This is a genomic window from Streptomyces hoynatensis, from assembly GCF_003626535.1.
GTDB classification, from domain to species: Bacteria; Actinomycetota; Actinomycetes; order Streptomycetales; family Streptomycetaceae; genus Streptomyces; species Streptomyces hoynatensis.
Genome location: NZ_RBAL01000001.1, coordinates 405,831 through 418,697, shown reverse-complemented (window position 1 = coordinate 418,697; position 12,867 = coordinate 405,831). Strand labels below are relative to the sequence as shown.

Below are 12,867 nucleotides of genomic sequence, written 5' to 3'. Positions count from 1 at the left end.
AGGGACCGGGGTGCGGACCGGGGCCGCGCCGGGCCGCGGGCGGGCGGCGAGGCCGGCGGCGGGCGGGCGAGGGCCCCGGGCGCCGCGCACGGGCGCCCGGGGCCGGGGGGATGCGCGCCGCTCAGCCGGTGGCGCGCTTGTACTTCCTGACGGCGAAGGTGCGGAAGATCGCGATGATGACCACCGAGAACAGCGCCGAGGCCAGCTGCGGGTGCTGCATCGGCCAGGCGTCGGGGGCCTCGTAGCCCTCGGGCAGGTTGCCGAACAGGTCGCGCACGCCGAGCACCGTGGCGCTGAACGGGTTCCACTCCGCGATCGGGGCCAGCCAGCCCGGCATGTTCTCCGAGGGGACGAAGGCCACCGAGATGAACGTCAGCGGGAACAGCCACACCAGGCCGCCGGAGGTGGCCGCCTCGGGCGAGCGGACCGAGAGGCCGATCAGGGCGCCGATCCAGGTGAAGGCGTAGCCGAGCAGGAGCAGCAGGCCGAATCCGGCCAGCATGTTCCCCAGCCCGTTGTGCACCCGCCAGCCGACCGGGACGGCGACGACGGCGAGGACGAGCAGGATGACCGCGGTCTGCGTCAGGTCGGCGAAGGTGCGGCCGGTGAGGACCGCGCCGCGCGCCATCGGCAGCGAGCGGAACCGGTCGATGATGCCCTTCTGCATGTCCTCGGCGATGCCCGCGCTCGCGCCCGCCGTGGCGAAGGTGACGGTCTGCGCGAAGATGCCGCCCATCAGGAACTCCCGGTAGGCGTCCGGGTCGAGGCCCGCGCCCGGGATGTTGATGGAGCCGCCGAAGACGTAGGAGAACAGCACCACGAACATGATGGGCTGCACGAGGCCGAAGATGACGACCTCGGGGATGCGCAGCATCCGCAGGAGGTTGCGCTTGGCGACGACCAGGGAGTCGCGCATGCCCTGGGCGAAGGTGATCCGCTCCGGCCGCGGACTCCGCGCCGGGGCGGGCTTGTCGGCGGTGATGCTCACTTGTCCCCCTCGGTGGCCGCCCGCTTCCCGGCGGCCTTCGTGCCTGCCTGGCCGTCCTCTTCCCCGGCCGTCCCCGCCGCCTCGTCCTCGGCGGTGTGCCCGGTGAGGGAGAGGAAGACGTCGTCGAGGGTGGGGCGGCGCAGCCCGATGTCGTCGATCTCCACGCCCCTGGCGTCGAGTTCGCGGATGACCTCGGCGAGCAGCTTGGCGCCGCCCGCGGCCGGGACGCTCAGCTTGCGGGTGTGCTCGACCAGGCTGGTGTCCCCGTCGCCGAGGCGGCGCAGCACCTCCTCGGCGAGCGGGATGTGCTCGCGTTCGTGCACCACCAGCTCGACGACGTCGCCGCCGGTCTGGTCCTTCAGCTGGTCGGAGGTGCCGCGCGCGATGACCCGCCCGTGGTCGACGACGGCGATGGTGTCGGCGAGGTGGTCGGCTTCCTCCAGGTACTGCGTGGTCAGCAGCAGGGTGGTGCCGCCGGCGACCAGCTCCTCGATGACCTCCCACAGCGCCTGCCTGTTGCGCGGGTCGAGACCCGTGGTGGGCTCGTCCATGAACATCACGGGCGGGCTGACCACCAGGGCGGCGGCGAGGTCGAGGCGACGGCGCATGCCTCCCGAGTAGGTCTTGGCGGTGCGGTCGGCGGCGTCCTGGAGGTTGAACCGCTCCAGCAGCTCGGCCGCGCGGCGCTTGGCGTCCCGCCCGGAGAGCTGGTAGAGCTGCCCGACCATCTGGAGGTTTTCGCGGCCCGTCAGGTACTCGTCCACGGCGGCGAACTGGCCGGAGAGGCCGATGGAGCGGCGCACCTCGTTCGGGTGTTTCACGACGTCGAGGCCGGCGACCTCGGCGCGCCCGCTGTCGGGCTCTATGAGGGTGGTCAGCACCCGCACGGCTGTGGTCTTGCCCGCGCCGTTGGGCCCGAGCAGCCCGAGGACAGAGCCCTCGGGAACGTCGAAGTCGACGCCGTCCAGTGCCCTGACATCGCCGAAGGTCTTGACCAGACCCTCGGCGTAGATGGCGCCTGGCATGGTGTTCTCCCAAAGTGGGGTCGGCAGATTACAAGGCTGGTCCGCGAAGGGCGGAGCCGCCAGTGTAGGGCTGACGCGATGTATCGCGATAGCCCTTTTCCGGCGCGTGCTTCAGCCGACGATCCGGTATCCCGCCGCCCCGAGCGTCCTCGACAGCTCGGCGCAGTGCTTCGGGCCCTGGGTCTCCAGCTGCAGCTCCACCTCCGCCTCGCCCACGCCGAGCCGGGGGTCCGTCCTGACGTGGTTGACCGCCAGGACGTTAGCGTCCGCCTCTGACAATTTCTTCAGGAGCGCGGCCAGGGCGCCCGGCCGGTCGGGCACGGTGAGCCGCAGCGACAGATACCGCCCGGCCGCGGCCATGCCGTGCCGCAGCGTCCGCTCCAGCACCAGCGGGTCGACGTTCCCGCCGGAGAGCACGGCCACCACCGGCCCGTTGCCGCCGAACGCCCCCGGCCGGTCGAGCAGCGCGGCCACCGGGGCGGCGCCGGCCGGCTCGACGACCATCTTGGCCCGCTCCAGGCAGTGCACCAGCGCCGCGGAGAGCGCGTCCTCGGACACCGTGCGGACCTCGTCCACCAAGTCGGCGACGATCCGGAAGGGCACGTCGCCCGGCCGCCCCACCTTCATCCCGTCGGCCATCGTGGCCACCCCCTCCAGGCTCACCGGGCGCCCGGCCGCCAGCGAGGGCGGGTAGGCGGCGGAGCCGGCGGCCTGCACCCCGACGACCCTGGCCGACGGGCGCAGCGCCTTGACCGCGACCGCCACCCCGGCCGCGAGCCCGCCGCCGCCCATGCCGACCACCACGGTGCCGACCTCGGGGCACTGCTCGACGATCTCCAGCCCGACCGTGCCCTGCCCGGCCACCACGTCGGGGTGGTCGAAGGGATGGATGAAGACGGCCCCGGTCCGCTCGGCGTACTCCTGGGCCGCGGCCAGGGTCTCGTCGACCACCTGCCCGGAAAGCAGCACCCTGGCGCCGTACTCGCGGGTCGCCGCGATCTTCGGCAGCGGGGCGCCGACGGGCATGAACACCGTGGAGGCCACGCCGAGCAGGGAGGCGGCGAGGGCGACGCCCTGCGCGTGATTGCCCGCGCTCGCCGCCACGACGCCGCGGGCGCGTTCCTCCTCGCCCAGGCCCGCGATCCTGGTGTACGCCCCGCGCAGCTTGAACGAGCCGGTGCGCTGGAGGTTCTCGCACTTGAGGTGCACGGGCGCGCCGACCAGGCGGCTCAGGTAGCGGCTGCCCTCGAGCGCCGTGACGCGAGAGATCCCCTCCAGGGTCTTCCGCGCGGCCTGCACGTCCTCGAGCAGGGGACGCTGCCGCTGGTCTTCAGGCATGTCGCCAGTCTGACAGGCGCGCCGCCGCCGGTTTCGGACGGGTTCACCCCTGCCCGCCCCGCCCCGGGGCGGGGCAGCGTACGCTGAGGCGCATTCACGGAAGCGGCCTCGCACCGGGGCGCGCCGGGAAACGCGCTCCGCCACGGCCCGCGGCCGGCCCGGGTCCGGCCGGGAGCCGCAGGCCCACGGCAGGCCGCGCGCGGCCCAGGACCCACCCCCTCGCAAGGCCCCGCAGTCCCTCGCAGCCGCTCGAACTCTCCGCCCCCACAAGCCCGTCAATCCTCGGACTACCTTCGGACGCAGACTCGACCATGACACCGGAACCCACCGCCCCCGCCCCCGCGCCGCCTTCCCAGACCGGGGAGAGCCGGCTGCTCGACACGCTCCAGCACCAGGTGGCGGTCTTCGCGCGGCGCGCGGAGCAGACCAGGCTCGCCACGCTCGGCGCCGACCGCGGCGCCATGGACCGGGCCGCGTACCTGCTGCTCAGCAGGCTGGACCAGGACGGCCCGACGGGCGTGAAGGCGCTGGCGACCGCGATGGGCATCGACTCCTCCACGGTGACCAGGCAGGTGGCGCCGCTGGTGGACTCCGGGCTCGTGACCAGGAGCGCCGATCCGGACGACGGCCGCGCGGTGGTGCTGCGGCTTTCGGGTCCCGGCCGGGAGCGCCTGGCCGAGGTGCGCGATTCGCGGCGGCGGCTGATGGCCCTGCTCACGGAGGACTGGACCCCGGAGGAGCGCGCCCTCTTCAGCGAGCTCCTCCTGCGCTTCAACTCGGCCGTCTCGCGCCTGGCGAGCGGCTGAGCCCCCGCCGTGCTCCCGCACGCCGGGGCGCGCAGGGGCCCGGGCCAGGCTCGGCCGGCGCCCGGCCCGGAAAGGGCGCCCCACCCGGCAAAGGCGCCCCACCCGGCCCGGGCGCCCGGCCCGGCCTCAGCCCAGCGCCCGCGTCAGGTCGGCGAGCAGGTCGTCCACGGACTCGATGCCGACCGAGAGCCGCACCAGGTCGTCCGGCACCTCAAGCGCCGAGCCCGCCGCCGAGGCGTGCGTCATCCGCCCCGGGTGCTCGATCAGCGACTCCACGCCGCCCAGCGACTCGCCGAGCGTGAACAGCTCGGCCCGGTTGCACACCTCGACGGCCGCCGCCTCGCCGCCCGCGACCCGGAAGGACACCATGCCGCCGAAGTCCCGCATCTGCTTGGCGGCCGTCTCGTGCCCCGGGTGCGAGGCCAGGCCCGGGTAGCAGACGTGCGTCACCCGCGGGTGGGCCTGGAGCGCCTCGGCGATCCGCGCCGCGTTCGCGCTGTGCCGGTCCATCCGCACCGCCAGGGTCTTGATGCCGCGCAGCACCAGCCAGGAGTCGAAGGGCCCCGCGATGGCGCCCATGGCGTTCTGGTGGAACGCCAGCTCCCGCGCCAGTTCCTCGTCCGAGGTCACCAGCGCCCCGCCGACCACGTCCGAGTGCCCGCCGAGGTACTTGGTCGTGGAGTGGACCACGACGTCGGCGCCGAGCGCCAGCGGCTGCTGCAGGTAGGGGCTGGCGAAGGTGTTGTCCACCACCAGCCTGGCCCCGGCCGCGCGGGCGAGCCCGGCGACCAGCGCGATGTCGGTGATGCCGAGCAGCGGGTTGGACGGCGTCTCCACCCACACCAGCCTCGTCTCGGGGCGCAGCGCGGCCCTGACCGAGTCCGGGTCGGAGGTGTTGGCCACCGACCAGGCCACCCCCCAGCGCTCCGCCACCCTGGACACCAGCCGGAAGGTGCCGCCATAGGCGTCGTCCGGGATCACCAGGTGGTCGCCCGGGGACAGGACGGTGCGCAGCAGACAGTCCTCAGCGGCGAGACCCGAGGCGAAGGCGAGCCCGCGCCTGCCGCCTTCCAGGGCCGCGAGGTTCTCCTCCAGGGCGGCGCGGGTGGGATTGCCCGACCTGCTGTACTCGTATCCCCCGCGCAGGCCGCCGACGCCGTCCTGCTTGTAGGTGGACACCTGGTGGATGGGCGGGACCACGGCGCCGGTGGCCGCGTCGGGCTCCTGCCCGGCGTGGATGGCCACCGTCTCGAAACGGTGCGCGCTGTGCTGCTCGTTCATGGCTACACGGTAGTGGCCGTACGGTGGGAGTACCGCACCAACGGGCCCTGCCGACCGTCTCGGCACCGACCTATGTAGGGGGAGGGCGCACCGCCATGGATGCCCTGCTGCTGTTGTTCGCGCTCGTCGCCATCTTCGGCGTGCTGGTGATGCCGATGCTCAGGCGGCACAGGGAACGGCAGGAGTTCGAACGCGCCGCCGCGGCGGCCGAGGCGCAGACCGGCCCCGGCCCCGTGGCCCTGGGCAAGGACGGGGGTCCCGGCCCGTTCGGCATGGGCCCCGAGGCCCTGGCCGCGGCCTCCACGGGCCTGGTGCCGGTGGACCAGCTCGACGTGCGGCTGCCCGGCCCCGACCCGCAGCTCGTCGCGGCGCTCACCGAGGCGCAACGCGACCAGAACTGGCGTCCCGCGGGCCAGTTGCTCGCCCTGACCGACGACGCCGAGCTGCGCTGGCAGCGCGTCCAGTCGCTGGCGGGCGCCGCCGCGATGGAGCTGGCCCGCCACCGCGCGACCCGCACCGGCACCGACGCCGGCTGGCTGCGCCGCTGGCGCACGGAGGAGCCCAAGGACGCGGGCGGCGCCCAGGTGTACGCGCAGTTCCTGGTCTGGCAGGCGATGGCGGACCCGGGCTCCGCCGAGCACCGGATCATCCTGGAGGAGGCCAGGACCGTGTGCGGCGAGGCCACAGGACTGGCCCCCCGCGACCCGGTGCCGTTCATCACCGAGCTGATCATCGCCCGCGGCCTGGGCTACCCGCGGGCCGAGTTCGAGGCGCTGTGGGGCAAGGTCCGCGAGCGTGACCCGCAGCACATGGGCGCCCACCTCGCGGCCCTCGCCTACTGGTCGGAGAAGTGGCACGGCTCCCGCGCCGAGGCCGACGCCTTCGCCACCGCGGCGGCCGCCACCGCGCCCGAGGGCAGCCTGCTCCCCGCCCTGCCGCTGTTCTCCGTCTACGAGCACCTGCCCGAGATCACCCTCTCCCCCGGCGTGTACACCGGCGCGGTGGTGTCGGACGCGATCGAGGCCGCCCAGTACGCGGTCAACACCGCCCGTAACGGTCACCCTGTGGAGCCGCACGTGCGCCACCTGCTGCTGTGTTTCCTGGTGCGCGCACAGCGGTACCCGGAGGCGGCGGAACAGGTGCGCGTCGTCGATGGTTATGTAGGGGCGATCCCGTGGGTGGACGGCGAAAATCCGGCCGGGGCGTACGCCGAGTACCGGGCCATGGCGATTGCCGGACAATAGGAACGCATCCGAGGCACGATCCGAGGGGTTTGAGACCACCATGCTGTACCCGCACTACAAGACCCACCTCCCCACCCCCAAGGAAGCCCTCCCCGGCCGGGCCGAGCCGGCGTTCGACGTCCCGGCGCGCCACACCGTCCTCGGCAACCCGCTCGCCGGCCCCTACCCGGAGGGCCTTGAGGTGGCGGACTTCGCGCTCGGCTGCTTCTGGGGCGCGGAGCGGCGCTTCTGGCAGACGCCCGGGGTCTGGACGACCCTGGTCGGCTACCAGGGCGGCATCACGCCGAACCCGACCTACGAAGAGGTCTGCAGCGGCCTGACCGGCCACACCGAGACGGTCCGTGTCGTCTTCGACCCGGCCAGGATCTCCTACGAGGACCTGCTGAAGGTCTTCTGGGAGTCCCACGACCCGACCCAGGGCTTCCGCCAGGGCAACGACGTGGGCACCCAGTACCGCTCCGCGATCCACACCCACTCCCCGGCCCAGCAGGCCGCGGCCACCGCCTCCCGCGAGGCGTACCAGAAGGTCCTCGCCGACTCGGGCTACGGCCCGATCACCACGGAGATCCTCCCCGCCGGCGAGCGCCCCTTCTACCCGGCCGAGGACTACCACCAGCAGTACCTCGACAAGAACCCGGCGGGCTACTGCGGCCTCGGCGGCACGGGGATCGCGTGCCCGGTGGGTGTGGCGCCGGCTGACGGCTGACCCTCCCCGACAGCGAGCACCCCGGGAGCCGCCATGGGCTCCGGGGGTGACGCACGCGCCCCGACTGTAGATCGCGATCTTACGGTCGAGACCGACGTTAATAAGAACCACCGAGCGGGCTGCGGCGGCGCACACCCTGGCTTGCATCAAAAGCGGATCGCCGCCTGACCGACAAGCGACTACCATCTACCTCGTGTCCAAGCGGCAATATTCTTGCGCCCTCTGCCTTTCCCCAACAGCAAGTCCCACTGGTGAACACGCGCTGCCCAAGCAACTGCTGAAGCAGCTACAGAGCGCCAACAATCGTACGTTCGGCGGCAGTTACGCGATGCATGGCGCAACTTCTCGCGGCTTTAGCTTAAATGAAGTCAGAAGGCTAGAAAATCCCCTCCGCCTGATCCAGGTGCCGAGTTGTACTCCGTGCAACAGTTGGCTGAATGAGAGATTCGAAAAGCCGGCTACCGAACACCTTCCGAAGCTCTTTGAGGGCCTCACGCTCTTCACTGCACCGCCGAAGGATTCAGCTCCGCTATCTCAATGGCTCATCAAGACGGTGCTGATGTGCCACCATCCCGGGGTCCACTACGTAGGGCTAACAGCGAAGGCTAAACCCAGGGGAGTATTTCCCGAGGTCAAAGCAGTTCCAAGTCTACTGAGGGGTATCCGGCAGTCTGGCGAAATCCCAAACCGGCTGTCACTTTGGGCCCTTTGGGCCACTCCCGGAAACGCCTTCTCCTCACTTCATCCAGGGCCCGATGCAAGAGTCACAATGGGCATGAACATCAGAAGGCCAGACGGGATTCTCCGATTCACGGTTACCGATTCCATCGAAATGCAGGTTAAGCACCCTGACGGCACGTGGCCGAAGGTGGTCAAACTGTGGCCACTTCACTTGCCTTCCGCCTCGCAGCACTGAGCTTGGATATCAACCGCGCGAGCCGCGCGCCAACGGACGACTGATGAATTAGGAGAAGGTGATGAGTATTCAGCAGACGTGGAGATCCCTGCGTTCCTTACGCTCCGATCCACCCACCCCTATCGGGCAGGACAGAAGGAAAAGGGAACTGTTTTCCGCCTCATTGGAACAGTCGGAACAATACTTCAAAGCGGCGGAGGGAGTTGGACACGAAACCCGCCCCGTGCTTGCATTTTACGGCCTTTCTCAACTAGGTCGAGCAATCGCGGTTGCAACACATCCCGACCGGCATAAATCTCCTACCGACTGGCAACTTTCCGGCCACGGAGTACGAGTACCAGGGTTATCCCAACCTACTGTTCAAGGTAATATTGGCCGACTGGCAGTTCGCGATCAAGGCAAGGGTTCATTCACTCAGCTCGCCCAACTCCTCGATTCTCCTTCACTTTCCAACCCGGTACCGCTCGCCGAGATATGGGACTCCATCCCCGAGATGAACGGTTACCCTTTGCCAAGCGGCGGCCGCTATCCAGCTCTGGATCTATCAGAAGGAGCGGACTGTACACGTGAGGACTGGGGAGAACGTGGTGCGCCAGGCGTGTACATTTTGAGTGGAACTCCGAAAAACCTCCCTCCACTTGAAGACTTCCTGAAGCACTATCCAACCGTATGGCCTCTAAAGGGCCTTCAGGAAAACAATTATCTGCCATCCCCAAGAAGAGGTTTGACCGGGCAGATCTACCTCAATCCCCAACGTAAATACGCCAGAGGGGGTTTCGTCGCACTGCATGGGACTAAGTACCGGGGGCGCTCGTTTGCCTTTCCAGCACTTACGGGGAATTCTCTTCCAATGCACCCAATCCTCGCATGGTGGGCTGCATTGTATGCGCTTTCCATGCTGGCACGCTACGAACCTGAAAAATGGGCGGCCACGGTGAACGTCGACGTAAGCAAAGAGGCAATACCCATCGAGCAACTATTACATGAAGCACTCGAAGCCGTCCCCGCTCTAGCCCTAGAAACCATGAGTGAATACTCCCAAAGCGACCAAGAGAGACAGAAAAGCCGTTTAAACAAAATGAGACATTACGAGGGGAAGGAGTATAAGACTTTCGGCGAGCTGGCACGAACCGCCATAGATAAACTCTCCCCCAAGTCGAACAAAGGTCGGGAATCAAGTCGTTCAACCAAAAGACGGCAGTAACTAACTACGAAGTACATCGATCGCAACACAACGGGTTACTGTAGGTTGGGCGGGACGGGGCTTTCGTGTCCGGTGGGCGTGGCGCGCGTCGAGGGATGAGCACCGCAGTCGCCTGCCCGCACCCGTTCGGACGACTGCAGGCGGCACTCGCCACAGGCCGCCACAGCGAGCAGAGTCCCGCCAAGGGGTGAGCGGCCGCCGGTGCCCGCGTGGAGGCGGTCCGGTGGCGGATCTCAGGCGTGCACGACAACTGCGCGAACGCCGGGGAGGTCGTCGAACGACGCCTTGCCGTCCGTGGTCAGCAGCGTCCTGGCCGTGGCGGCGGCGGTCGCGGCGATGATCAGGTCGTGGGCGCCCCGGGGCTTTCCCTCGCGGCGCACGTGTGCCAGCAGCCGGGCGTGCACGAGCGCCACGTCGTCCGTGTAGTCCTCCACCGGGATGAGGGCGCGCACCCCGTCGACGAACTCCTGCCTGCGCACACGGCGTTGCCCCTCGGCCAGCTCCACCCCGAGTTGCAGCTCGGCGAGGCTCACGGCCGCGATGGTCACGTCATCGTGCTCGTCGAGCACGCCTGCCAGCCTGGCATGACCGCGATCGGCCCCGGTGAGGATGCCGGTGTCCAGGATCAGTCGTCGTGCCACGCCCCGCTCATCTCATCGGTGATGCTCTCCCGGGCGGCGGCAACGTCGTCCGGGAAGTCCTCGTCCACGGGGTGCTCGGCCAGGAACTCCTTGATCGCCGCACCATTACCCGCGGGCGCGGGAGACAGCGTCGCCAGCCGTCGCCCACCACGGGTGATCACGATCGTCTCTCCGTGCTCGGCTCGGTCGAGCACCGAGGCGAAATTGCGAGCGACCTCCGTTGCCGTCATCGTCCTCATGGAATCAGAGTATCTGATTCCACCTGATGAGGAGCCTGAGTGCTTCTGCGGAGTGATGGAGCCCGATGCCGCGGGCATCCGGACCAGGAAGCAGGGCCCGGTGGGGATGCATCAGCGTGTGCCGATGCATTCCGGGGCGGTGGCGAGTACCGCGTCGAGGAGGCCGGGGAAGCAGGCGTCGAGCTCGTCTCGGCGCAGGCTGGCGTGAACAACGTCCAGCCCGGCCCCACCGCCAACGACCGCATGCCTGTCGACAGCCCGGCCGCGGACGCCATGCGCCAGTGGCTCGCGCTGTCCCGCATCGCGGCACCGGAGGAGATCGCCGGAATGGTCTCCTATCTGGCCGGCCCAGAGGCCGGCTACATCACCGGAGCCAGCCTCACCATCGACGGCGGCTTCACCGCCTGACCCGGAGCGTCGGGTGACGGGATCCCGCCGCGGGCGATGAATCGCGCGGGAGGCGGGCGTGTTCTCAGCCGTCTCGCCGGGGCCGAGGAGGAGCGGCACCACCGGGCGGGCCACCTTCCCCTTGCCGGGCCGCATGCGCGGTGCGCCACCGGCGGTTCGGGCGAGGTCGGGCAGAGAGCCGCGGACGTCGGCCCAGCGGACCGGGCCGCGGGCGCGGGTGCGGACGCCCTCCGCGGGCACCTTCACCGAACGCGGGCGGCGCCTCTCCACGTCCGCGCCTTCCCCGGTGACACGGCACACGCGCGGGCCGCCGGGCGGGGGTGGGGCCCCGCCGGGCGGCCCGCGCCTGCGGAAGGCTCAGCGGGGCGTCAACAGGCCCCGCACCAGTAGAGGTTGTTGCCCTCGGCCAGGCCCTGGTAGTCGTGTCCCCGGGTCTCCTCGGCGAAGCCCCCGGCCGCTGCGAGCACCGGGGGGACATAGACCTCCCGGGGCTCGGCCGCACGCACTTCCTCACGCATCGTCGCTACCTCCCCTCGGGCGCATACGCTCGGCATAGGATCAACTACCCACCGTACGGGAAGACATGCGGCCGGTCGCCCGCAGCGGGTGACGTGCGCCGTTCGCCACCCGGCGGCACCGGCGCCCCCGGCGGGCGATCCCGGGGGCTCTGCCCTCGGCTGATTCGCTCCCGGGCGAGTTCCCTCCCCTTCGCCGCCCGCCCGCCGGAGGCTGGGAGGCGCCGCGGCGTTCCTGGCCGCGGCGAGGCAATCGGACCGGCGGAGCCCGCCGGTCGAGCGAGGAGGGCTCATGCCATCGGGAATCTTCGGGTGGGCGCCGGACGGAGCACCGCGCGCCGCCGAGGGAGAGACGTCCGCGAGCGCGTTCGACGACCACCTGGCCGCGCAGTTGCTCACGCAGCGGATCGTCTTCCTCGGCACCCAGGTCGACGAGGTCTCGGCGAACCGGGTCTGCGCGCAACTGCTCCTGCTGTCGGCCGAGGACAGGCGCACCGACATCAGCCTGTACATCAACAGCCCGGGCGGCTCGGTCACCGCGGGCCTCGCCATCTACGACACCATGCGGCTGATCCCCAACGACGTCTCCACGCTGGCCATGGGCTTCGCCGCCAGCATGGGGCAGTTCCTGCTCACCGTCGGGGCCGCGGGCAAGCGTTTCGCCCTGCCCAACGCGCGGATCATGATGCACCAGCCCTCGGCGGGGATCGGGGGAACGACCGCGGACATCGCGATACAGGCGGAGAACCTGGAGTTCACCAAGAAGGCGATCGAGCGGATCACCGCGGAGCACACCGGGCAGAGCGAGGAGACGATCGCCAGGGACGGCGACCGCGACCGGTGGTTCACGGCGGAACAGGCCAGGGAGTACGGAATGGTGGACCACGTCGTCGCCTCGCTGGAGGATGTGCGGCCGGCCGTGGGGCAGCGGAAGGCGGGCTTCTGAGATGGGCCAGTACACGATCCCGACCGTCATCGACCGCACGCCGCACGGGGAGCGGGCCTACGACGTCTACAGCAAGCTGCTGGCGGAACGCGTCATCTTCCTGGGCACGGAGATCGACGACGGCGTCGCCAACGTCGTCATCGCGCAGCTGCTCCACCTGGAGTCGGCGAGCCCGGACAACGAGATCTCGATCTACATCAACTCCCCCGGCGGCTCGTACACGGCGCTGATGGCGATCTACGACACGATGACGTTCATCGGCGCCCCGATCTCCACCTACTGCGTGGGGCAGGCCGCCTCCACCGCGGCGGTGCTGCTGGCCGGCGGCGACCCCGGGCGGCGGGTGGTGCTCGAACACGCCAGGGTGCTGCTGGGCCAGCCCGCGACCGGCGGCAGCCAGGGCACAGTCTCCGATCTCGCCCTGCAGGCCAAGGAGATGCTGCGGATTCGCGCCCAGGTGGAGGAGGTCCTCTCCCGGCACACCCACCACGACGTGGCGAAGCTGCGGGCCGACATGGACCGCGACAAGGTGTTCACGGCCCAGGAGGCGGTGGCCTACGGGCTGGCCGACCACGTGCTCAGCCGGCGCAACCCCGAGTCCTGAACGGCG

General features: G+C 70.1%; 14 protein-coding genes. 7 read left to right on the top strand and 7 right to left on the bottom strand.

Annotated elements, in window-relative coordinates; all coding sequences use genetic code 11:
- Positions 1–121: 121 nt before the first annotated feature.
- From D7294_RS01865 to ilvA, 3 genes are all read right to left on the bottom strand, one after another.
- Positions 122–982: an ABC transporter permease gene (locus tag D7294_RS01865; protein WP_479681723.1), complete on the bottom strand. Its 861-nt coding sequence runs from the start codon at positions 980–982 to the stop codon at positions 122–124.
- A gap of 2 nt (positions 983–984) precedes the next feature.
- Complete coding sequence (locus tag D7294_RS01860) at positions 985–2,013, bottom strand: ATP-binding cassette domain-containing protein (protein WP_120674662.1); 1,029 nt, start codon at positions 2,011–2,013, stop codon at positions 985–987.
- A gap of 111 nt (positions 2,014–2,124) precedes the next feature.
- Positions 2,125–3,351 (bottom strand): threonine ammonia-lyase, encoded by a 1,227-nt coding sequence (gene ilvA / locus D7294_RS01855; protein WP_120674660.1) that lies wholly within the window; start codon positions 3,349–3,351, stop codon positions 2,125–2,127.
- A gap of 311 nt (positions 3,352–3,662) precedes the next feature.
- On the opposite strand from ilvA, the gene D7294_RS01850 reads away from it, so the two are divergent.
- On the top strand, positions 3,663–4,157 hold the full coding sequence (locus D7294_RS01850) for a MarR family winged helix-turn-helix transcriptional regulator (protein WP_120674658.1): 495 nt from the start codon (positions 3,663–3,665) through the stop codon (positions 4,155–4,157).
- 126 nt (positions 4,158–4,283) lie between these two features.
- Here the strand turns inward: D7294_RS01850 and D7294_RS01845 are convergent, their stop codons facing one another.
- Positions 4,284–5,438 (bottom strand): cystathionine gamma-synthase, encoded by a 1,155-nt coding sequence (locus D7294_RS01845; protein WP_120674656.1) that lies wholly within the window; start codon positions 5,436–5,438, stop codon positions 4,284–4,286.
- Positions 5,439–5,533: 95 nt separating this feature from the next.
- Between D7294_RS01845 and D7294_RS01840 the strand changes: the two genes are divergently transcribed.
- From D7294_RS01840 to D7294_RS01830, 3 genes are all read left to right on the top strand, one after another.
- Positions 5,534–6,682 (top strand): hypothetical protein, encoded by a 1,149-nt coding sequence (locus D7294_RS01840; RefSeq protein WP_120674654.1) that lies wholly within the window; start codon positions 5,534–5,536, stop codon positions 6,680–6,682.
- A gap of 40 nt (positions 6,683–6,722) precedes the next feature.
- Positions 6,723–7,388, top strand: a complete 666-nt coding sequence (gene msrA, locus D7294_RS01835; RefSeq protein WP_120674652.1) for a peptide-methionine (S)-S-oxide reductase MsrA — start codon at positions 6,723–6,725, stop codon at positions 7,386–7,388.
- Positions 7,389–8,365: 977 nt separating this feature from the next.
- Complete coding sequence (locus D7294_RS01830; RefSeq protein WP_120674650.1) at positions 8,366–9,508, top strand: YaaC family protein; 1,143 nt, start codon at positions 8,366–8,368, stop codon at positions 9,506–9,508.
- A gap of 233 nt (positions 9,509–9,741) precedes the next feature.
- Here D7294_RS01830 and D7294_RS01825 read toward each other — a convergent pair whose 3' ends face one another.
- Positions 9,742–10,149: a PIN domain-containing protein gene (locus tag D7294_RS01825; protein WP_120674648.1), complete on the bottom strand. Its 408-nt coding sequence runs from the start codon at positions 10,147–10,149 to the stop codon at positions 9,742–9,744.
- Complete coding sequence (locus tag D7294_RS01820; RefSeq protein ID WP_206619446.1) at positions 10,134–10,388, bottom strand: type II toxin-antitoxin system Phd/YefM family antitoxin; 255 nt, start codon at positions 10,386–10,388, stop codon at positions 10,134–10,136. The genes D7294_RS01825 and D7294_RS01820 overlap by 16 nt, the downstream gene beginning before the upstream one ends.
- Before the next feature lie 204 nt (positions 10,389–10,592).
- Between D7294_RS01820 and D7294_RS32750 the strand changes: the two genes are divergently transcribed.
- Entirely contained in the window at positions 10,593–10,796 is a 204-nt protein-coding gene (locus D7294_RS32750) for an SDR family oxidoreductase (RefSeq protein ID WP_241562035.1), read from the top strand.
- Positions 10,797–11,164: 368 nt separating this feature from the next.
- Here the strand turns inward: D7294_RS32750 and D7294_RS01810 are convergent, their stop codons facing one another.
- A complete protein-coding gene (locus tag D7294_RS01810) occupies positions 11,165–11,314 on the bottom strand; it encodes a lasso RiPP family leader peptide-containing protein (protein ID WP_147450754.1) in 150 nt (49 codons plus the stop codon).
- Between the two features lie 289 nt (positions 11,315–11,603).
- Between D7294_RS01810 and D7294_RS01805 the strand changes: the two genes are divergently transcribed.
- Entirely contained in the window at positions 11,604–12,257 is a 654-nt protein-coding gene (locus tag D7294_RS01805) for an ATP-dependent Clp protease proteolytic subunit (protein WP_120674642.1), read from the top strand.
- A gap of 1 nt (position 12,258) precedes the next feature.
- Positions 12,259–12,861, top strand: coding sequence for a ClpP family protease (locus D7294_RS01800; RefSeq protein WP_120674640.1), 603 nt, complete (start codon positions 12,259–12,261; stop codon positions 12,859–12,861).
- The last annotated feature ends 6 nt before the right edge of the window (positions 12,862–12,867 follow it).

What these genes read in the sequence shown, in the direction of transcription:
- D7294_RS01820 (WP_206619446.1), bottom strand. Translation starts at nt 10,388, where the DNA reads ATGAGGACGATGACGGCAACGGAGGTCGCTCGCAATTTCGCCTCGGTG.
- ilvA (WP_120674660.1), bottom strand. Translation starts at nt 3,351, where the DNA reads ATGCCTGAAGACCAGCGGCAGCGTCCCCTGCTCGAGGACGTGCAGGCC.
- D7294_RS01845 (WP_120674656.1), bottom strand. Translation starts at nt 5,438, where the DNA reads ATGAACGAGCAGCACAGCGCGCACCGTTTCGAGACGGTGGCCATCCAC.
- D7294_RS01810 (WP_147450754.1), bottom strand. Translation starts at nt 11,314, where the DNA reads ATGCGTGAGGAAGTGCGTGCGGCCGAGCCCCGGGAGGTCTATGTCCCC.
- D7294_RS01850 (WP_120674658.1), top strand. Translation starts at nt 3,663, where the DNA reads ATGACACCGGAACCCACCGCCCCCGCCCCCGCGCCGCCTTCCCAGACC.
- D7294_RS01840 (WP_120674654.1), top strand. Translation starts at nt 5,534, where the DNA reads ATGGATGCCCTGCTGCTGTTGTTCGCGCTCGTCGCCATCTTCGGCGTG.
- D7294_RS01800 (WP_120674640.1), top strand. Translation starts at nt 12,259, where the DNA reads ATGGGCCAGTACACGATCCCGACCGTCATCGACCGCACGCCGCACGGG.
- msrA (WP_120674652.1), top strand. Translation starts at nt 6,723, where the DNA reads ATGCTGTACCCGCACTACAAGACCCACCTCCCCACCCCCAAGGAAGCC.
- D7294_RS01860 (WP_120674662.1), bottom strand. Translation starts at nt 2,013, where the DNA reads ATGCCAGGCGCCATCTACGCCGAGGGTCTGGTCAAGACCTTCGGCGAT.
- D7294_RS01830 (WP_120674650.1), top strand. Translation starts at nt 8,366, where the DNA reads ATGAGTATTCAGCAGACGTGGAGATCCCTGCGTTCCTTACGCTCCGAT.
- D7294_RS01805 (WP_120674642.1), top strand. Translation starts at nt 11,604, where the DNA reads ATGCCATCGGGAATCTTCGGGTGGGCGCCGGACGGAGCACCGCGCGCC.